At 55.6% G+C, this 17939-nt stretch carries 19 protein-coding genes and 1 other RNA gene; 14 read left to right on the plus strand and 6 right to left on the minus strand.

Going from position 1 to position 17939, the window contains the following annotated elements; translation table 11 throughout:
- Window positions 1-21 precede the first annotated feature (21 nt).
- The 9 genes from AC2TCY_RS03770 to AC2TCY_RS03810 all read left to right on the plus strand — a co-directional run bounded on the left by AC2TCY_RS03770 (window position 22) and on the right by AC2TCY_RS03810 (window position 7024).
- Window positions 22-753, plus strand: a complete 732-nt coding sequence (locus AC2TCY_RS03770; protein ID WP_480845599.1) for a FadR/GntR family transcriptional regulator — start codon at window positions 22-24, stop codon at window positions 751-753.
- 129 nt (window positions 754-882) lie between these two features.
- Window positions 883-2283, plus strand: coding sequence for a selenium-binding protein SBP56-related protein (locus tag AC2TCY_RS03775; RefSeq protein ID WP_480845600.1), 1401 nt, complete (start codon window positions 883-885; stop codon window positions 2281-2283).
- A gap of 13 nt (window positions 2284-2296) precedes the next feature.
- Window positions 2297-2947, plus strand: coding sequence for a hypothetical protein (locus AC2TCY_RS03780; RefSeq protein WP_480845601.1), 651 nt, complete (start codon window positions 2297-2299; stop codon window positions 2945-2947).
- Between the two features lie 60 nt (window positions 2948-3007).
- Entirely contained in the window at window positions 3008-3370 is a 363-nt protein-coding gene (locus AC2TCY_RS03785) for a DUF4345 family protein (protein WP_480845602.1), read from the plus strand.
- 36 nt (window positions 3371-3406) lie between these two features.
- Window positions 3407-3753, plus strand: a transfer-messenger RNA (tmRNA) gene (gene ssrA / locus AC2TCY_RS03790).
- 100 nt (window positions 3754-3853) lie between these two features.
- Window positions 3854-4285 (plus strand): ester cyclase, encoded by a 432-nt coding sequence (locus AC2TCY_RS03795; protein ID WP_480845603.1) that lies wholly within the window; start codon window positions 3854-3856, stop codon window positions 4283-4285.
- Between the two features lie 132 nt (window positions 4286-4417).
- On the plus strand, window positions 4418-5233 hold the full coding sequence (locus AC2TCY_RS03800) for a chromate resistance protein ChrB domain-containing protein (protein ID WP_480845605.1): 816 nt from the start codon (window positions 4418-4420) through the stop codon (window positions 5231-5233).
- Window positions 5230-6480 carry a chromate efflux transporter gene (gene chrA / locus AC2TCY_RS03805; RefSeq protein ID WP_480845606.1) on the plus strand — a complete coding sequence of 417 codons (1251 nt, stop codon included), beginning with the start codon at window positions 5230-5232 and terminating at the stop codon, window positions 6478-6480. Before AC2TCY_RS03800 ends, chrA begins: the two co-directional genes overlap by 4 nt.
- Before the next feature lie 76 nt (window positions 6481-6556).
- Window positions 6557-7024, plus strand: coding sequence for an SspB family protein (locus AC2TCY_RS03810; RefSeq protein WP_480845607.1), 468 nt, complete (start codon window positions 6557-6559; stop codon window positions 7022-7024).
- 28 nt (window positions 7025-7052) lie between these two features.
- On the opposite strand, the gene AC2TCY_RS03815 is transcribed toward AC2TCY_RS03810, so the two are convergent.
- Window positions 7053-7616 (minus strand): hypothetical protein, encoded by a 564-nt coding sequence (locus AC2TCY_RS03815; protein ID WP_480845608.1) that lies wholly within the window; start codon window positions 7614-7616, stop codon window positions 7053-7055.
- Between the two features lie 204 nt (window positions 7617-7820).
- Between AC2TCY_RS03815 and fumC the strand changes: the two genes are divergently transcribed.
- The 4 genes from fumC to AC2TCY_RS03835 are packed head-to-tail and all read left to right on the plus strand — an operon-like array spanning window position 7821 to window position 10270.
- On the plus strand, window positions 7821-9215 hold the full coding sequence (gene fumC, locus AC2TCY_RS03820; protein WP_480845610.1) for a class II fumarate hydratase: 1395 nt from the start codon (window positions 7821-7823) through the stop codon (window positions 9213-9215).
- Window positions 9215-9391, plus strand: coding sequence for a DUF4169 family protein (locus AC2TCY_RS03825; protein ID WP_480845611.1), 177 nt, complete (start codon window positions 9215-9217; stop codon window positions 9389-9391). The genes fumC and AC2TCY_RS03825 overlap by 1 nt, the downstream gene beginning before the upstream one ends.
- Window positions 9388-9609, plus strand: coding sequence for a ribbon-helix-helix domain-containing protein (locus AC2TCY_RS03830; protein ID WP_480845613.1), 222 nt, complete (start codon window positions 9388-9390; stop codon window positions 9607-9609). Before AC2TCY_RS03825 ends, AC2TCY_RS03830 begins: the two co-directional genes overlap by 4 nt.
- Window positions 9610-9667: 58 nt before the next feature.
- Complete coding sequence (locus AC2TCY_RS03835; protein WP_480845614.1) at window positions 9668-10270, plus strand: DNA-3-methyladenine glycosylase I; 603 nt, start codon at window positions 9668-9670, stop codon at window positions 10268-10270.
- A 3-nt stretch (window positions 10271-10273) separates the two neighbouring features.
- Here AC2TCY_RS03835 and AC2TCY_RS03840 read toward each other — a convergent pair whose 3' ends face one another.
- From AC2TCY_RS03840 to AC2TCY_RS03855, 4 genes are all read right to left on the minus strand, one after another.
- Window positions 10274-11155, minus strand: coding sequence for a fructose bisphosphate aldolase (locus AC2TCY_RS03840; RefSeq protein WP_480845616.1), 882 nt, complete (start codon window positions 11153-11155; stop codon window positions 10274-10276).
- 73 nt (window positions 11156-11228) lie between these two features.
- Window positions 11229-12584 carry a cytochrome P450 gene (locus AC2TCY_RS03845; RefSeq protein ID WP_480845618.1) on the minus strand — a complete coding sequence of 452 codons (1356 nt, stop codon included), beginning with the start codon at window positions 12582-12584 and terminating at the stop codon, window positions 11229-11231.
- Window positions 12581-13789: a hypothetical protein gene (locus AC2TCY_RS03850; RefSeq protein WP_480845619.1), complete on the minus strand. Its 1209-nt coding sequence runs from the start codon at window positions 13787-13789 to the stop codon at window positions 12581-12583. The genes AC2TCY_RS03845 and AC2TCY_RS03850 overlap by 4 nt, the downstream gene beginning before the upstream one ends.
- A gap of 89 nt (window positions 13790-13878) precedes the next feature.
- Window positions 13879-14631, minus strand: coding sequence for a cytochrome c biogenesis CcdA family protein (locus tag AC2TCY_RS03855; RefSeq protein ID WP_480845621.1), 753 nt, complete (start codon window positions 14629-14631; stop codon window positions 13879-13881).
- Between the two features lie 106 nt (window positions 14632-14737).
- Between AC2TCY_RS03855 and AC2TCY_RS03860 the strand changes: the two genes are divergently transcribed.
- Window positions 14738-14971, plus strand: coding sequence for a sulfurtransferase TusA family protein (locus AC2TCY_RS03860; RefSeq protein WP_480846355.1), 234 nt, complete (start codon window positions 14738-14740; stop codon window positions 14969-14971).
- Between the two features lie 49 nt (window positions 14972-15020).
- Here the strand turns inward: AC2TCY_RS03860 and AC2TCY_RS03865 are convergent, their stop codons facing one another.
- The gene (locus AC2TCY_RS03865) at window positions 15021-17912 is read right to left on the minus strand and encodes an Rne/Rng family ribonuclease (protein ID WP_480845622.1); all 2892 of its coding nucleotides are present in this window, start codon (window positions 17910-17912) and stop codon (window positions 15021-15023) included.
- Window positions 17913-17939: the final 27 nt, after the last annotated feature.

Raw genomic sequence — 17939 nt, forward strand, 5'->3', positions numbered from 1 at the left:
TCACCCCGGAACACGTCAATAATGAAAATCGATCCTCAGAGCCGCACTGACTTGTCAGCCCAAATCGCGGAGGCGATCCGGGATGCGATAGTTTCGGGACGATTGATCGTCGATGAACGACTACCCTCCGAAGCCGAACTTGCTGATCAGTTTCGAGTTTCGCGCCCAACGGTTCGAGAGGCCCTAAAACGGCTTGCAGCTCAATCACTTATACGCACGCAGCGCGGCGCATCCGGGGGCGCATTTGTCAACCGGCTAAGCTTTCCGGACGCCTATTCCCAACAAATCACCACGTCGACTCTGTTGCTGTCTATGAACGCGATTAGTTTTGACACCGCATGCGAGGCGCGCTTTGCGCTTGAACGGGCCTGTGCGCCGCTAGCGGCTGAACGTCGTACACCGGACCAACTGGCCTCCATGCGCGCCGAAATTTTTCGCCAATCTCAACCTGGCCTGACAGATGAGGCTTTTTGCGCTTCGGATGTTGCATTTCATCGGGCGCTTGTGGATGGCGCGGGCAACCCGGTGCTATCCTACCAGTTGGCCGGAGCCGTCGAGGCAATGCAGCCGTTGATGAACATGATCACCTTCAGCGAACGTTCGCGCGAGGAGATCATCGCGCTGCACGGCAAGATCGCTGACGCTTTGGATACTCATGACGCGGCAACCGTAGACTCGGCATTGATCGATCTTGAAACATACACGCGAAAGTTGGCGCGGGACGTCGCAGAAAAACGAAAAAGATCCGCTTAAAAACAAATCAGAATATGTCTTGACGATGTGAGGCAGCAGAAAGGAGAATCGGGCAGGCAGCATAGCGACCGGCGACAAGACCGGAACTCTCAATACAAATTGAATATCAATTACTTACGGGAGGATGTTATGAACCAAAGACCGGACCCGACCTTTTATCCATCTGCCAAATTGGCCATGGAGGGACCGACTGAGACGCTGGCTTTCACGCTAATGCTCAGCCCTGATTTTTCGCAACCAGACGGATTGGCAATCGTGAACGTCGATCCGACATCCAGCGATTATGGCAAAATCGTTCATCAGGTGATCATGCCGGAAAAAGGTGATGAGTTTCACCATTTCGGTTGGAACGCGTGCTCATCGTCACTTTCACCGCTCAGCGGTCATGCGTTTCTGGAGCGCCGGTATTTGATTATCCCGGGGATACGATCCAGCCGGATTTACATCGTCGACGTCAAAAGCCCGCTGGAAGCCAAGATTCACAAGATCATCGAACCAGAAGAGGTCTTTGCAAAAACCGGATACTCGCGCCCGCATACCATTCATTGCGGCCCTGAGGGGATTTATGTCAGCACTTTGGGTGGCGGTGGCGCGGATGGCACTGATGGCCCTCCGGGTATCTTCATCATGGATTGCGAGAGCTTCGAGATCATCGGGCGTTATGAGATCGAGCGAGGGGTGCAGGACAAGCATTATGATTTCTGGTGGAATCTGCCGCGCGACTACATGGTCAGCTCGGAATGGGCACTACCACCGCAGTTCGAAAATGGGATTGTAGCCGAGGATCTTCTGTCGAATAAATACGGGCACCGCATACATTTCTGGAACCTGCGCAATCGCACCAATATCCAGACCATCGATCTGGGCGAAAACCATCAGATGGCTCTGGAAATTCGTCCCGCACACGATCCCGTCAAGCAACATGGGTTCTGTGGCGTCGTTGTGGATACAACCAATCTGCAAGGCGCGATCTTTACCTGGTGGCGCAACAACGATGGCACTTTCGAGGCTAAGAAAACCATCACCATCGATCCGCAACCCGCCGATCCCGACGACCTGCCCGACCTGCTAAAAGGGTTCTCAGCGGTTCCACCCTTGGTCACCGATATCGACCTAAGTCTGGATGATCAGTATCTTTATGTTTCTTGCTGGGGGACGGGAGAAATGCACCAGTATGATGTTTCGGACCCAATGAACCCGAAACTGACAGGCAAAGTGGAAATCGGGGGTATCGTCAAAAAGACCAAGCACCCAAACGGTCAGGATTTTGGCTATGGCCCGCAAATGGTGGAAATCAGCCGTGATGGCAAGCGGGTCTACTGGACCAATTCGCTCTATTCCACATGGGATGATCAGTTTTACCCCGGTGAAGGCGGTGCTGCCATGGTCATGGCCGAAGTCGGCGAAAACGGCGGGCTGGCGCTGAACCCGAAATTCTGGGTCGATTTCCCCGATGGCTATCGCAGCCACCAGATCCGGCTTGAGGGCGGCGACTGCTCGACAGACAGCTTCTGCTACCCTTCCGTCTGAGTTGGATGTTTCGATGACATCGACGGCCGGCCTTTGGCTGGCCGTTGTCCTGAGCGGCGCCTACCACGGCCTGAACCCTGGTATGGGATGGCCACTGGCCGTGTCAGCCGCCTTGATGGAGCAAAAGCAGTCGGCGCTTTGGCGGGCATTGGCAGCGTTGGCCAGCGGACATTTCGTGGCCATGCTTGGGGTCTTACTGCCGTTTGCCCTCATGGCCGCACTTGTTGAATACCAGCGCGAAATCCGAATAGGTGCGGCTCTGATCGTCATAGCGATGGGTGCTTATATCGCTATCACCAGACGACACCTCCGGATGCTGTCCCGGGTTCCGCCCAGCAAGCTGGCCCTATGGTCCTTTCTGGTGGCATTGGCCCACGGAGCCGCACTGATGCTTATTCCAATATATCTGGGACTGTGCGGACTGGATGAACTGGACGCGGGGCACCGAGCCGTTTCAGAGATAATGACGACGAATGGGCTGTTGGTACTTGCGGTCGCCGCCATCCATACATCCGCGATGCTTCTGGGGGGCGGCTTCCTCGCTTTCGCGGTCTACCGCTGGTTAGGGTTGCAATTTCTGTCTCGAAGTTGGTTCAATCTCGAACTGATTTGGGCCCTGAGCCTGATATTGGTCGGCGTATTAGGCCTTTGGTCCGCAATTTAGACGCTTTTCTCGACATCTTAAGACGCTAGTTTTGCCTGACAGAACAAGGGGACAGTAAACATGATAACAACGCTAAACATGATTGCCGCAGTGTTGACCATCGGCTTTGGCCTGTTTGGCTTTCTGGCACCAGCCTGGACTGCAGCTTCGCTGGATCTGACCCCCACCAGCAGCACAATGGGGCTGAGCGAGATGCGTGCATCGGTTGGTGGTTTGTTTGTCGTCACAGGGGTCGCAGTATTGTGGCTGAACAACCCTATGGCTTACTTGATGTTGGGTGTTGTGTATGGCGGAGCTGCACTGGGTCGTTTTGTTTCTGTCGCGCTGGACAACCCTCCGCTGATCAAAGCCCTGGCGTTTGGTGGAATCGAACTGATCCTGGCTGCCTGGCTCATTCTCGCAAACATGAATAAATCCACGTAAGTAGCTGATTTATAAATACTCACAGTTTTTCAATCTGAGTTTGCATCTAACCACCACCTCACCTATATAAGACATGTCCTTCGGGACTATGGACATAAACGCGCTCGTAATAAGCGGATCGGACCCGGGGGCGGTACCCGGCGGCTCCACCAAACATCCTTCATTTGGGGATCATGGGGCCGAAATAGGATCGACGAACGTCTAAAGGGGTTAGCTTTGTCTCGGCGGGGTGCCACCGTACCGGCCCAAAAAGTACAATTGCAAATGACAATCGTGCTCCGGTTGCAGTTGCTGCGTAAGCAGTAGCAAGACCGAAACTTAAGCCCTTGCGCCTAGCCGCGTAAGGCGGGGTTCGCAGGTACCTGGCAACAGAAACCTGCACTTCCTATCATTATGTCTGCTTTTGTCGCACAACTCATCCAAAGTTCAGAGTTTGTTTATTTCTCTGCGCCATTTTCCTGTTGGACTGACAGGAGAGCTGAGATGACAAAATCCGATAGGTTGCGAGAGTGGTATTCCGAAGTTTGGGAAAAAGGGAACACAGACGCAATTGATCAGTTTTTTGCGCCCGAAACCATGGCCGAAGGCCTGATACCCGAGATGCAGGTCGGCGCAGATGATTTTCGCGATCTGGTAACGGCGTTTCGGCATGTGCTGGGCGAAATTTCAGTGGACTTGCCAAAAGTTATCGAGAATGGGGATTGGGTTTCCGGTATTTTGCACGTGCGTACCTGCCGCGCCGACAACGGTGCCCCTCTTGAGGTCACCGGTCAGGTCATGGCCCGCTTTAAGGGTGACAAGATGGTCGAGGCGTACAACCAATTCGACTTTATCTCATTTTTCGAACAGCTGGGACAGTTCCCACAGGACACGCTGCCGGTCTGCATGACCGGGCAACGGCTTGATTGGGCCTGACCTGAACTCAACGCGAACTTGACCCAACGCGCCCTTCCAAGGTAGCACGGGCGCAAGGGGTCAGCTTGCGAACACCCCGTGAGGCGGCAGCCCAAGTTTCGCATGTATCCGAAGTGACAAAGGAAACATGCTATGGCTGCCCCAAATGCAATAACTCCCCGACAACTGGCTCGGTTGATAGGTACACCTAATGCACCAGTGCTGGTTGATATCCGCACTGACCCTGATTTCGACGAAGATCCAAGAAAAATTCCCGGTTCAGTGCGCCTGCCACACACTGACATCGGCGGAATTAGCCAACTAATCGGTGACCAGCCAAGCGTCATCGTGTGTCAAAAGGGTAAAAAGCTAAGCCAGGGCGTCGTGTCGTGGCTTCGCGGCCTGGGACATCAAAGCGAATATCTGGAGGGAGGCACTTATGCGTGGTCCGCCCTGCCAGAGGCACCGCTTGTACCGCAAGCCTCTATCCCTCCAGCAGTGGATGGCGGCACATTGTGGGTTACGCGACACCGCCCCAAGATTGACCGCATCGCCTGTCCCTGGCTGATCCGCAGATTCGTCGACAGAAATGCCCGCTTCCTGTTCGTTGCACCTGCAGAAATTCCAGGCGTCGTTGAACACTTCGGCGCGACTCCCTTTGATATTGAAGGCACCTTCTGGAGCCATCGCGGTGAGGCCTGCACCTTTGATACAATGGTCGAAGAATTCGGTCTGCGCTCTCCGGCATTAGACCGGATGGCAACCGTCATTCGTGCCGCCGACACCAATCGCCATCAACTTTCCGCCGAGGCCGCTGGCTTGTTGGCTATCTCTGTTGGTCTTTCTCGCCAATACCGTGACGATCATGCACAGTTGGAGGCCGGACTACACGTGTACGATGCGCTTTTCCGCTGGGCACGAGACGGGTTCGATGAGGGACACGATTGGCCTGCCGGCCACGGATCATGACACCTTCAACGCAAGAGCTCGTCAAAGTTTTTGGCCGGATCGGCCTGCTGTCCTTTGGTGGGCCGGCGGCACAGATATCGTTGATGCATCAGGAACTGGTCGAACGCCGGACATGGCTAGACGAACAGACCTACCTTCGGGCACTGTCTCTCTGCATGTTGCTGCCGGGGCCCGAGGCGATGCAATTGGCCACCTATGCAGGCTGGCGTTTGCGTGGCGTTGTCGGCGGACTGATTGCAGGCGGCTTGTTTGTCCTGCCCGGCGCTGTCGTTATTGCCATTCTGGTGGGCCTTTACGCGGCATTTGGGGATCTTCCCCTGGTGCAGGCAGCATTTCTTGGCGTTAAGGCGACTGTAATCGTGATCGTCGTTCAGGCCCTGCTCAACTTGTCTCGCAAGGCATTGGTCGGAACAGAATCTCGGGTCATTGCAGGATTGGCGTTTCTGGCAATCTTTGCGCTAAACCTGCCTTTTCCTTTTATCATTCTGATTGCAGCCATTTGGGGATTTGCAACCTCTCAGGAACATGTCGCAACAGCCACCGCGCCAGCGCCCGCTTTGGCGCGGCCGGTCAGAACGGCGGCCCTTTGGCTGACCCTGTGGCTTGCGCCGCTGGTTGCGTTGGAACTCAGCGGTCAGGAATTGCTGAGCGATCTTGGCTGGTTTTTTGCCAAGCTGGCTGTGGTGACCTTTGGCGGGGCTTATGCGGTTCTCGCCTACATGACCCAAACCGTAGTCGAGACCTACCAATGGATCAGAACCGATCAAATGATCGACGCGCTCGGATTGGCGGAAACTACGCCAGGTCCGTTGATTCTGGTAACGCAATTCGTGGCGATGCTCAGCGGACAAATCGCTGGCGGGCCGGCACTTGCGCTGGCCGCAGGGTTTGTGGCGCTATGGGCGACTTTTGTGCCCTGTTTTCTGTGGATTTTCCTTTCGGCACCTTATTTGGACAGGATCGCAGCGCGACCTCGCCTGGGTGCTGCATTGCGCGGAATAACAGCGGCAGTCGTAGGAGTGATTCTCAACCTTTCGGTGTGGTTCGGGCTTAACGTGCTGTTCGTACAGGTGTCCGATTGGGCTTGGGGTCCAATTTCACTGCCCTTGCCCGATCCATCATCGCTGAACACCGCTGCCGTCGCTTTGACAATAGCCGCAGGGCTGTTGATTTTCCGTCTGAAATCCGGTTTAGCAACGACGCTGACGACAATGGTGCTAGCCGGAATGTTGACGCAGGTTTTGTGATCAATACCCTTCATCCCGGCCTTTCGTTTCCGTTCGAATCCCTTATGCTGAGAATAACCACTTTTGAGGATCAAATATGTCGCAAGACATCGACTACGGGAATCTGATGCACACGGCCATGCGCGGTCTTATCAAGACCGTGCTGACCGGTGTGTCGGAAAATGGCCTGCCCGGCGCACATCATTTTTTTATCACCTTCGATACCCGACAAGACGGGGTCGAATTGGCCGACTGGCTGCATCAGAGATATCCCGATGAGATGACAATCGTCATGCAACATTGGTTCGAAAACCTTGAGGTTGGCGAAGACGGTTTCTCTATCACACTGAACTTTGGTGACGCGCCCGAGCCGCTGTATATTCCTTATCTGGCGATCAAGACCTTCGTGGATCCGTCAGTCGAATTCGGTCTGCGCTTTGAAAGCCCCGAGGACGAAGACGAAGAGATAGATCAGGTTGCGGAAGAACCAATCGAGGTTGAACCCGAAGAAGATGAACCAAATCGCGATGCAGACGTTGTGTCGCTGGACAGCTTCCGCAAGTAACTTACTTGGACCCCGCCCAATGCGGGGTTTATTTCCTTTTCAGAAACGTCTCTACCGAACGGGATTTCATGCCGTTTCGGAACCGCGAAAAGGATAGGTCCAGCCCTCCATCAGCCAGAGTTCGGTCGAATTGCTGTAATTCGTAACCACCGTTTTGGTCGATAAACAGGGAAAAAACTGTCAGCGTTTCGCCCTCAATCCGGCCCCAAACAAACGGCTCGCCCTTCATCGGATCCAGCGGCACCTCGTGCCCAAAAACATTACGCTTCATCGCCGCGGAATATACATTCGGTCGTGCAGATGTTTGGAAATCAACCGAGAATTTTTCATCCTTGACGCGCCCGTCCAGTTTGTACGTCGTCGTCGACCAACTGACGTTAAAACCGTCTTTGGTTTTCTCAATTGATACGCTCATATCCCGCGGCGTCTCGGTGCCATCTGCGTCTACAACATTGGCTGAACCGACATAATCGCCCACAAAGGCATCAATACCAGTGGCTGCTGCCTGCATGGATAGGGCAACAAGCCAGAGCGACGCTGCAAACGTACAGAACGCCATGTGCATCGGCCTGCCGGAAAATAGTGCGCGCATGACTGCCTCCGTCGCGGTTACTGGTATAATAACTTTAGCCCGTTCATGCACAATGGCACTGTTTTCGCTAACGTCAATTGTTTGCACCATACCTCTGTCTATACGTCTGACAGACTTAAGTTTATGGTGCGCGCAACTGGCCGATTGCGTCACGACACAGCTGAGGCTAAACGGCATACAACTGCATACCAGACGGAGTGACAGATGTCTCAGACCCGCACCGAAACCGACAGCTTTGGCCCGCTAGAGGTACCTGCCAACAAATACTGGGGCGCACAGACACAGCGCTCGATCATGAATTTCCCTATTGGCTGGGAAAAGCAACCCGTGGCCATCGTCCGCGCGCTGGGCGTGATCAAGCAGGCCTGTGCCATGGAGAACAAAGCCACAGGCAAGCTGGACGCGAAGATTGCCGATGCGATCATTCAGGCGGCTGGAGAAGTGATCCAAGGTGAATTCGACGACAACTTCCCTTTGGTCGTTTGGCAGACCGGTTCGGGCACTCAATCGAACATGAACTCGAACGAAGTGATCGCGAACCGTGCAATCGAAATTCTGGGCGGCGTGATTGGATCGAAGGAACCTGTACACCCGAACGATCACTGCAACATGGGTCAGTCGTCCAACGACACATTCCCCACCGCAATGCATATCGCCACTGCGATGAGCGTTCGCGACGTGCTGCTGCCTGGTCTGGAAAAATTCGCCACTGGGTTGGAGGAGAAGGCTAAGGAATTCGAAGGCATCATCAAGATCGGCCGCACCCATACGCAGGATGCGACACCGCTGACGCTGGAGCAGGAGTTCGGCGGATACGCGCATCAGATCCGTCAGGGCATCGCTCGTGTCGAGGCCTCAATGCCCGGAATTTACGAACTGGCGCAAGGCGGCACCGCTGTTGGCACCGGCCTGAACACCCACGACGGTTGGGATGAAGCCGTCGCGGCCAACATGGCCGAGATCACCGGCCTGCCCTTTGTCACCGCGCCCAACAAATTCGAAGCCCTTGCGGCTCATGACGCTATGGTCTTTTTATCCGGCGCATTGGCGACCATCGCGGGGTCTTGTTACAAGATCGCCAATGACATCCGGTTGCTGGGCTCTGGCCCCCGCTCGGGTCTGGGTGAACTTATTCTTCCTGAGAATGAACCGGGGTCGTCGATCATGCCGGGCAAGGTGAATCCCACTCAGGCCGAAGCACTGACCCAAGTTGCGGCTCATGTGATTGGTAACGATACGGCCATCAAATTCGCCGGATCGCAGGGACATTTCCAGTTGAACGTGTACAACCCCATGATGTCCTACAACCTGCTGCAGTCGATACAGTTATTGGGCGACGCCACGGACAGCTTTACCGAACGGATGCTTATGGGCATCAAGGCCAATGAACCACGCATCGACAAGCTGATGAAGGAATCACTGATGCTGGTGACCGCGCTGGCGCCGACCATTGGATATGACAACGCCACCAAGGTCGCTAAAACCGCTCACAAGAATGGAACTACGCTCAAGGAAGAGGCGATTGCGCTGGGCTTTGTGGACGAGGAGACATTCGAGGCCGTTGTCCGCCCTGAACACATGATCGGTCCCAAAAGCTGATGGGCAAGCCGGTCAACCTGAACCGGTATCGCAAGGAAAGAGCACGGGCCCAGAAAAAGGCCCGTGCAGAACAGAACGTTGTTAAATTTGGACGTACAAAATCCGAGAAGGAAGAGCTGCGGCTTCGGCAGGAAAAACAACGTCGCGACCTGGACAACCATGAGGTTGAGGAATGAGTGGCCGGCCCGCCAAACGCTCATTGACGCTCAAGGGGCACCGCACATCGGTTTCTCTGGAGGATGAGTTCTGGCAGGCATTTCGGGAAATTTCTCGTGAAAAAGAACTTCCTATCAACGTTTTAGCGTCAGAAATTGATGCTGATCGCGATCCTGAAACCGGTCTTGCCTCGGCCATTCGGGTGTTTGTTCTTAACTGGTACCGAAGCCGGAATTGACCCCTTGCCTCACGCATTTGACCCCGGTTAAGGTACCCCGGAACAAAAGGCGTACATTATGAGCAAGACCATTCCGGGCCCTGACGGTCAACCGCGTTGCGCATGGTGCCAAGCGGCACCCGAGTTTTTCGACTATCACGATAATGAATGGGGCTATCCGGTAGCCAATGATCAGCGTTTGTTCGAAAAGCTGTGCTTGGAGAGTTTTCAGTCTGGTCTGAGCTGGCGCACCATCCTCAGCAAACGTGAAAATTTTCGTCGCGCCTTTTGTGAGTTTGACTTCAATAAGGTGGCTGACTTTTCCGAAACAGACATTGACCGGCTTCTGCAGAACAAAGGCATCATCCGCCATCGTGGCAAGATTGAAGCGGTGATCAACAATGCACGACGCGTACAAGAGTTGATCGCGGCAGAGGGTTCTTTGGCTGCCTATGCGTGGAGTTATGAGCCCAAGTCCCATTCGGCTCCGCAAACAGCATCGACGTCACCCGAGTCGGTGGCGATGTCAAAAGACCTCAAAAAACGCGGATGGAAATTTGTTGGCCCAACAACAGTATTCGCGTTCATGCAAGCCATGGGGCTGGTGAATGATCATGCTGAGGGCTGTATTGGCCGTGAAAAAGCGGCGCAGTTGCGCCGCTCGTTCAAAAAGCCTGAATAGTAATCAAATCGAAGCGCGGTAGATCTTTTCGATATTGCCGCCCAAAGCAGAATTGAATTCCGCATCTGATTGCTGCTTCGACAATCCTTCGGTCAATGCACGCGAGAAGGACGCAATCATCTTACCGTTCTGGTTCAGCAGGTCGCAGGCCTCGGCGGTCGAATACCCGCCCGACAGTGCAACAACGCGCAGCACGCGGGGATGGTCGGCCAGAGCGTCGTAAAGGTTCGCCTGGCTTGGAATGGTCAGCTTCAGCATGACCTCCTGCCCCTCGCCCAACTGATCGAGGTTTTTCAGGATTTCGACCTTCAGGATATCCTCGGCTGCGGCTTTGGACTCCGAGTGAATGTTCACCTCGGGCTCGACGATCGGAACCATACCTGCATCAGTGACTTCACGGGCAACGTCAAACTGTTGTGCAACGACGGCAGCAATGCCTTCGGCATTTGCTTCGTGGATAACCGAGCGTTCCTTGGTGCCGAACACCCCTTCCGCTTTGGCAAGAGTTTCAGCCAGACCCGGGATCGGCTTCATCATCTGGACACCGTTCGCCGTGTCTTCAAGACCCTTGTCGATCTTCAGAAACGGCACGACCCCTTTGACCGACCAAAGATAATCCGCGACCAGACGGCCGTCGATCTTCTCACCCAACGTTCGTTCGAACAGGATGGCGCCGATTACTTTGTCCTTGGTGAAGTCATCCGCCAGAATGATCCGGGCGCGCATTTTCTGGATTTCGCCGAACATCTCTTCGTCCGAGCTGTAATCTGTGCTCTCAACGCCGTATAGCGCCAGAGCCTTAGGGGTTGAACCGCCACTCTGATCCAGTGCTGCTATGAATCCTGCACCTTCGGACATCTGCGTGCGCTGTTCTGCCTTGGACATAACTCTTTCCCGTTCAATATTGATTCCGCTTTTTTCAACCGCATACATGAAGGGGTTGGACAATGGTAGTTTGTTAGCGCTGAACCAGACGCAACCGGATGCCATCTTTGGATCGCACCGTCAGATGCGCGACCGGAACAGGCGTTTCCCCCTCAATTGTTTCCAATCGGTAAGTGCGAAGCAGCATGGACAGGATCAACGGGCCTTCTACCATTGCGAAACCCGCACCCGTGCACACGCGCGGTCCTGCGGAGAACGGAATATAAGCCTTTCGCTGGCACGCCTTGCCATTTTCGGTGTTCCAGCGGGTCGGATCGAACTCGTCGGGCTTGTCCCAAAGCCGCTCATGCCGGTGCAGATGCCATGGGCTGAGAACGATCTGCGATCCTTCGGCGATTTCCCGGTCTCGGAAATTCTCCGGGCAGGCAGCCTCGCGGACCATCATCGGGACCGGAGGGTAAAGCCGCAGCGCCTCGCGGAACACATACCGGCTGTGGCGGAGTTTGGACACAACGGAATATTCTGGGTCGTCCTCGTCCAGTACTTTTGCCTCATCCGCGACCCGGTCCTGCCATTCAGGGTAAAGTGCTAAAAGATACAACGCCCACGCCAATGCGGAAGCACTGGTTTCATGCCCGGCGAGAAAGAAAATGGCGACCTGATCTACCATTTCGTCGGTTTCGAAACAGCGCCCGGTTTCCGGGTCCGGTGTCGTCATGATCTTGGTTGCCAGATCATCAGGCGCACAGCCGGCGGCAATTTGGCTAGCCCGTTCAGACGTAAGATGCGCAATCAGTGCCCGGATATCGCGTGCGTTCCTGCGTGTCTGGCGTGAATGGAACCTGGGAATCCAGCGTGGAACCGGAATAAATGCCGCCAAGTTCAGCAACGGTTGTTCCCTTTGGTAGGACCGGAACTTTTCAAATACCTCGGACGCAATTTCGTTCTCGATCGGAACCGAGAAAAGCGTTCGAAAGATCACGTCTGCAGCCGCGTGGCTGGTGATTTCTTCGCATTCTATATTTGTGCCGACCCGCGCTTGCAGCCGGCCTACACAGGCCTGAGCCGCAGCCAGCATCGCAGGAAACGTGGCCTTCAACCGCCCCCCCTCGAATGCCGGGTCGATGATCCTGCGCTGGCGTTTCCAAGTCTCGCCATTTGTCAGAAACACAGAATTACCCAACAGCGGGCGCAGCCCTTCGCTGATCCGACCGGACTTTGGAAAATCATCTGGCCGTTGCTTGAGAACTGAATCAATCAGGTCCGGTTGGTTGACCATATAAGAACGAAAGAACGGCGTCCGAAACTCCGCCATCCAGGCGCGGTACAAGCGCTGCGGTTGCGCCGACAACAGGTCCTGACGGAACAGTTTCAGGTACTGCAATAGCGAAACCTTGTCCGGCCGGGCGTGGGGTTTGGGTGGTTTCATACTTGCACCGATGTGTATTTCGAAACTGCGCGCTCGATCCTCGAGGCCGACGGCGCGCGGTTTTCGTAGCGTTGTGACAAGGTTTGAGGTCCCGCAGTGATGCGGAAATAGTCGTAGTCTCCGGGCTTGTCGAACGCGCAAAGATACTGGAAATGCAATCGGAAAAACCGCCAGCGCAATGCCCGCCAACGCTCGGCCGACAGTGTTTTTGTAAACGCGGCGGATAGCACCAGTGGCCAGAGTTTTTCCTGGCTCGCGACGCCGCTGACCGCAACGGGATCGCACAGCGCAAAAGCGCATCCGTCGCCGGGCGCCGACACATCCACCCAGGAGACGTTCGAGCAAGTGGACAAAAACAGCAAATCCGACCGCAGCTGGTGCGCATTGGGCAGGAACGATACCATGGGAACCACCTGTCCCAGAGTCAGAAACGAAAGGGTCGGTCCGACCCCATTTCGGCGCCGCATCAGGTCAGCCAATACAGAAACACCCAGATGCGCGCCTGAGCTGTGGCCAACTACCAGCACCTCATCAACATCCGCCTCCAGGGCCTGTTCGACCAAAGTCGTGAATTGGTCCAACCGCGACTGCAAGTCCGGTGCGATCTCGCCCCGAAGACGCGCGGAATGCGCATAGTCATGCATCAGGTAATAGGCGAACAACCGGTTGTCGATCTGGCGGAACCAGCGCATCAGGACGTATGCGGAAAGTGCCGCTGGTATATACGCCAATACCCCTATCAGCGGTTCAAGACCCTCTGTCACGATCCATGCCACCAAAAGGGCGGCGACCAGTTGCAGCAAGAGCATACCCACGGGGTATAACGCAGCGATCACAGGCCCCTTTCGCAACTGCATTAATCGCCACAGGGCACCTGTAGAAAAATAGATCCATGCCGTACGGGAAAGTTGCAAATAGGTCGCCGGAATCGAACTGGCCATGCTGTCGCGGACGATATCTGACCAGACCAGAACTTCGACATCCGTTTGCACCGTCACCCCATCCTGAACTGACGTGACGTGCCAGCCATAAGGCCCATCCCCCGATTTGGCGGACACTGCGAGTTCATAACCTGAGATATCAGCCTGTGAACGACCTTCTTTCCGGTACAGTTCACGGTAGCGGCGGGGATGAATCGGATCATAGCCGGGGATGTAGAAAACCCGGCGGCGGCGCACCACTTTTTGCGGAGTTTTACTGCTCATGCCCATAACCATTGCCGCGCAGATTAGCGTAGCGCGGCGACTAGGGTAAGACCTAGTCGACGATGAATTCCCCCTAAAAACTCAAAGAGTTAACCCAGAGTTGCCAGCGCCGGGAATGTTTCAAGCAGCCACCAGCTGAACTCGGTGAACAGGCCGGTGATCAGCATGATCCCCACAAACAACAGCAAGCCACCCATAACCTTTTCGATTGTTCCCATATGAGGCTTAATCCGATTCATTACCGCCATCGAGCGATTCAGGAACATCGCAGCCAGCAGGAACGGAATACCGAGGCCTGCCGCATAAACACCTAGCAATAGGGTACCGCGCGCTACCGATGCCTCGGACGCGGCCAAGGAAAGTATCGCGCCCAGTTGCGGACCGATGCAGGGTGTCCATCCAAAGGCGAAGGCCAGACCAAGGATGTAGGCACCAAAAACCGAGCCGCCGGAATCACCGGTTTCAACCCTCGCTTCGCGGTCCAACAGCGGGATTCGAAACACATTCAGGAAATGCAGGCCGAACACGATCACCACTGCACCAGACAGCTTTGCAAACAACACTTGATTCTGAAGTACAAATGCCCCGAACGCCGAAGCCGTGAACCCCAGAAGCAGAAACACCGTTGACAGCCCCATGACGAAGAACAGTGCCGCTAATGTCGCCTTGCGCCGGGCCTGAGCCTGATCCTGCATCTCGTTAATCGTAACGCCGCTCATATAGGCCAGGTAGGGTGGCACGATGGGCAACACGCAGGGCGACAGAAAACTGATCAGCCCGCCCAGCATGGCGATGAACATGGCGGGCAGAAGCCCTGCGTCGATGATGTCTATTCCGAACATGCTTCAGCACATATGTTATCCGTCGCGCCGCGTCACGGGGCCATTCGGTCACATCCTCGTGGTTGCCCGCTGGACAGCATCGCAAGTTGGACATATCCCGTTTCACATGACCAAAGAGACCGAAACGCTGGACGCGTTGGGCCTGCTGTGCCCTTTACCCGTCCTGAAAGCCCGCAAAAGGCTCAAATCCATGCCTGCAGGTGCAATCCTGCGAGTTTTAGCCGATGATCCCGCGGCAATTATCGACGTTCCACATTTCTGCGCTGAGGCAGGTCATACCCTGATTGCACAAGAAACGGTCGAGAGCCATCAGGTCTATGTCATCCGAAAATCATCGTGATACGGCAATCCGCCCTTAAAAAGGCGGACCCGAGAGCCCGCCTTTTGGATTATTGACCGATTGACCACCAACCACGCCGTTTGGGCTTGGCCGGGGCCGGTTCAGGTTCCTCCGAAACAGTTTCCAGAATCGCCTCGGCAGGTTCGATCACTGGTGCCTCGTCCTCGGGCTCAGTAGGTTGAACGTCTTCGGCGACTTCCGGCTCTGACGCTTCTGCTTCCACCTCAGCTTCAACCGGTATTTCCTGCACCGCGTCGATCACCTCAGTCACGACCGTTTCTTCTTCTGAGGACGGCGCGTCATCTTGCACCTCTTCAGTCACTTCAGCGGCCACCGTTTCTTCTGCTGCCGGCTCGTCGCTTTGCTGAACGGGTTCAACCTCGGGCGTCTCAACAGCGGCTTCCTGCGCAGGTACCTCAGCCTCTGTGGCCGTTTCGGTGGCCTGGGCGTCTACGGCCGGTACATCGGCCTCGACCGTGTCATCAGCAGCCTTTTTACGCCGACGCGGGGCACGACGTTTCTTAGGCTTTTCCGGTTCCTCAACCTTTTCGGTGCCCTCTGCACCCTCTTCGCTCGCGGCCTCCTTCACCTCATCCTCTGCGACAGGCGACTCGGAGGCGTCGCTTGCTTCTGCAGCGTCGTTCTCGTCATCATTGGTCTCGGATGAATCGGCGTTGCCAGAAGTCTTTTTACGGCGACGGCGGCGGCGTTTGCGTTTGGGTTTGGTTTCCTCTTCCGCCTGAACGGTTTCTTCCTCGTCCTCGCTCTTGTCCTCATCCGAGGAATCCACCAGATCCATCAGGGACGCATCCACAGACACAACGGGCGCTGTTGCCTCGGGTACGATCCGGCTGGCCGTTTTGAATTTCTCCATCGAGAAATCTGGGCTGACCAGATGCACATCCCCTTCGATCCGAACGGACAGTCCATAACGCGACTCGATCTGGGCGATGTGTTCGCGCTTTTGGTTCATCAGGAAGTTGGCAATGCCGACGGGGCATCGCACCAACACCTCGCGCGAGCGGCGACGGGTGCCTTCTTCTTCGATCTGACGAAGTATCGAAAGCGCCATGTTGTCGTCCGACCGGATCAGACCGGTTCCATGACAGGCCGGGCACGGTTGGGTCGTCGCCTCGATCATTCCGGGGCGCAGACGCTGACGACTCATCTCCATCAGGCCAAAACCTGAGATGCGGCCTACCTGAATGCGTGCGCGGTCGGTTTTCAGCCGCTCTTTCATGCGCTTTTCGACGGCGGCGTTGTTCTTGCGCTCGTCCATATCGATGAAATCAATGACGATCAGGCCTGCCAGGTCGCGCAGACGCAGCTGCCGCGCCACCTCCTCCGCCGCCTCGAGGTTGGTTTTCAGCGCGGTTTCCTCGATCGAGCCTTCCTTGGTTGCCCGACCCGAGTTCACGTCGATTGCGACCAACGCTTCGGTCACGCCGATCACAATGTAGCCACCGGATTTCAGCTGAACGGTCGGATTGAACATCCCGGCCAGATAGCTTTCCACCTGATAGCGCGCAAACAGTGGCAGTGCATCCTCGTACCGCTTCACGTTCTTGGCGTGGGACGGCATGATCATCTTCATGAAGTCTTTCGCGATGCGGTATCCGCCCTCGCCTTCGACCAGAACCTCGTCAATGTCGCGGTTGTAGAGATCGCGGATAGAGCGCTTAGTCAGATCGCCTTCTTCGTAGATTTTCGCAGGCGCAATAGACTGCAGGGTCAGGGCGCGAATTTGCTCCCACAAGCGCTGCAGATACTCATAGTCGCGTTTGATCTCGGATTTGGTGCGTTTGGCGCCAGCTGTACGAACAATCAAGCCCGCCCCCGTGGGCACATCAATCTCAGACGCGATTTCCTTCAGCTTCTTACGGTCGGCAGCGTTGGTGATTTTGCGGCTGATACCGCCTCCGCGAGCGGTGTTGGGCATCAAGACGCAATAGCGACCAGCAAGCGACAGGTACGTGGTCAGCGCAGCACCCTTGTTGCCGCGCTCTTCCTTGACCACCTGCACCAGCAGAACCTGCCGAACCTTGATGACTTCCTGAATCTTGTAACGGCGTGGACGCGGTTTGCGCGGGGGACGGATGTCCTCACTGTCATCCTCGTCGGCGACGGATTCGATTGTGTCGTCCTTGGATGCAGCATCCGAGGTCTTGCCTTTTACGTCCGCATCGTCGTTCTCTTCAGACCCGTCCGTTTCCGGATCAGCATCGGAAGGGCTCGCTTCGGCTTCTCCAGCGTCATCGCCAGATTCATCCTTAGGCGCCTCGACATCTGTTTCAGCAGTAGCTTCAATGTTGGCTTCTTCGGTCGCAGTTGCGTCCGCTTCACCCTGCTCATTTGAGGCGGCGACTGTCGTGTCTGCCTCCTGATCTTCCGGTTGCTCTGCCGCTTCATCGGCCGGTTCTTCCACCGGCGTGTCGGCGACCATTTCCATGGGCGACGTGCCTTCCGGCACCGGCGCATCGGCCTCATCGGCCTCATCCAGGTCGATGGTTTCCATACCGCTTGGTTCAGTCGAAACATCCAAAGTTTCAACCGGATCATCGGATTTCACATCCTCGGCCTTGCTCCGCGAGCGGGAACGGCGCTTTTTCGGCTTGGAATCTTCTGCGTCGTCCCGTGCCTTCATTGCCTCGGCATAGGCGCGCTCTTCCTCCATAAGGGCTTCGCGGTCCGCAACCGGGATTTGGTAATAGTCCGGGTGAATCTCGGAAAACGCCAAGAAACCGTGCCGGTTCCCGCCGTAATCTACGAACGCTGCCTGCAACGACGGCTCTACCCGCGTCACTTTTGCCAGATAGATATTGCCAGCTAGTTGGCGTTTATTTTCGGATTCAAAGTCAAACTCCTCAACCTTGTTTCCGTCGACCACCACAACGCGGGTTTCCTCCGCGTGGGTGGCATCGATAAGCATTTTCTTAGCCATGTGTCCTTGGTGCACCGCGCCAAACGC

It is taken from the genome of Ruegeria sp. HKCCD7181 (genome assembly GCF_057221055.1).

Coding starts and splice junctions, on each gene's coding strand:
- AC2TCY_RS03850 (WP_480845619.1), bottom strand. CDS start 13,789: ATGAGCAGTAAAACTCCGCAAAAAGTGGTGCGCCGCCGCCGGGTTTTC.
- chrA (WP_480845606.1), top strand. CDS start 5,230: ATGACACCTTCAACGCAAGAGCTCGTCAAAGTTTTTGGCCGGATCGGC.
- AC2TCY_RS03865 (WP_480845622.1), bottom strand. CDS start 17,912: ATGGCTAAGAAAATGCTTATCGATGCCACCCACGCGGAGGAAACCCGC.
- AC2TCY_RS03785 (WP_480845602.1), top strand. CDS start 3,008: ATGATAACAACGCTAAACATGATTGCCGCAGTGTTGACCATCGGCTTT.
- AC2TCY_RS03815 (WP_480845608.1), bottom strand. CDS start 7,616: ATGCGCGCACTATTTTCCGGCAGGCCGATGCACATGGCGTTCTGTACG.
- AC2TCY_RS03795 (WP_480845603.1), top strand. CDS start 3,854: ATGACAAAATCCGATAGGTTGCGAGAGTGGTATTCCGAAGTTTGGGAA.
- AC2TCY_RS03845 (WP_480845618.1), bottom strand. CDS start 12,584: ATGAAACCACCCAAACCCCACGCCCGGCCGGACAAGGTTTCGCTATTG.
- AC2TCY_RS03800 (WP_480845605.1), top strand. CDS start 4,418: ATGGCTGCCCCAAATGCAATAACTCCCCGACAACTGGCTCGGTTGATA.
- AC2TCY_RS03825 (WP_480845611.1), top strand. CDS start 9,215: ATGGGCAAGCCGGTCAACCTGAACCGGTATCGCAAGGAAAGAGCACGG.
- AC2TCY_RS03810 (WP_480845607.1), top strand. CDS start 6,557: ATGTCGCAAGACATCGACTACGGGAATCTGATGCACACGGCCATGCGC.
- AC2TCY_RS03835 (WP_480845614.1), top strand. CDS start 9,668: ATGAGCAAGACCATTCCGGGCCCTGACGGTCAACCGCGTTGCGCATGG.
- AC2TCY_RS03830 (WP_480845613.1), top strand. CDS start 9,388: ATGAGTGGCCGGCCCGCCAAACGCTCATTGACGCTCAAGGGGCACCGC.
- fumC (WP_480845610.1), top strand. CDS start 7,821: ATGTCTCAGACCCGCACCGAAACCGACAGCTTTGGCCCGCTAGAGGTA.
- AC2TCY_RS03770 (WP_480845599.1), top strand. CDS start 22: ATGAAAATCGATCCTCAGAGCCGCACTGACTTGTCAGCCCAAATCGCG.
- AC2TCY_RS03855 (WP_480845621.1), bottom strand. CDS start 14,631: ATGTTCGGAATAGACATCATCGACGCAGGGCTTCTGCCCGCCATGTTC.
- AC2TCY_RS03775 (WP_480845600.1), top strand. CDS start 883: ATGAACCAAAGACCGGACCCGACCTTTTATCCATCTGCCAAATTGGCC.
- AC2TCY_RS03840 (WP_480845616.1), bottom strand. CDS start 11,155: ATGTCCAAGGCAGAACAGCGCACGCAGATGTCCGAAGGTGCAGGATTC.
- AC2TCY_RS03780 (WP_480845601.1), top strand. CDS start 2,297: ATGACATCGACGGCCGGCCTTTGGCTGGCCGTTGTCCTGAGCGGCGCC.
- AC2TCY_RS03860 (WP_480846355.1), top strand. CDS start 14,738: ATGACCAAAGAGACCGAAACGCTGGACGCGTTGGGCCTGCTGTGCCCT.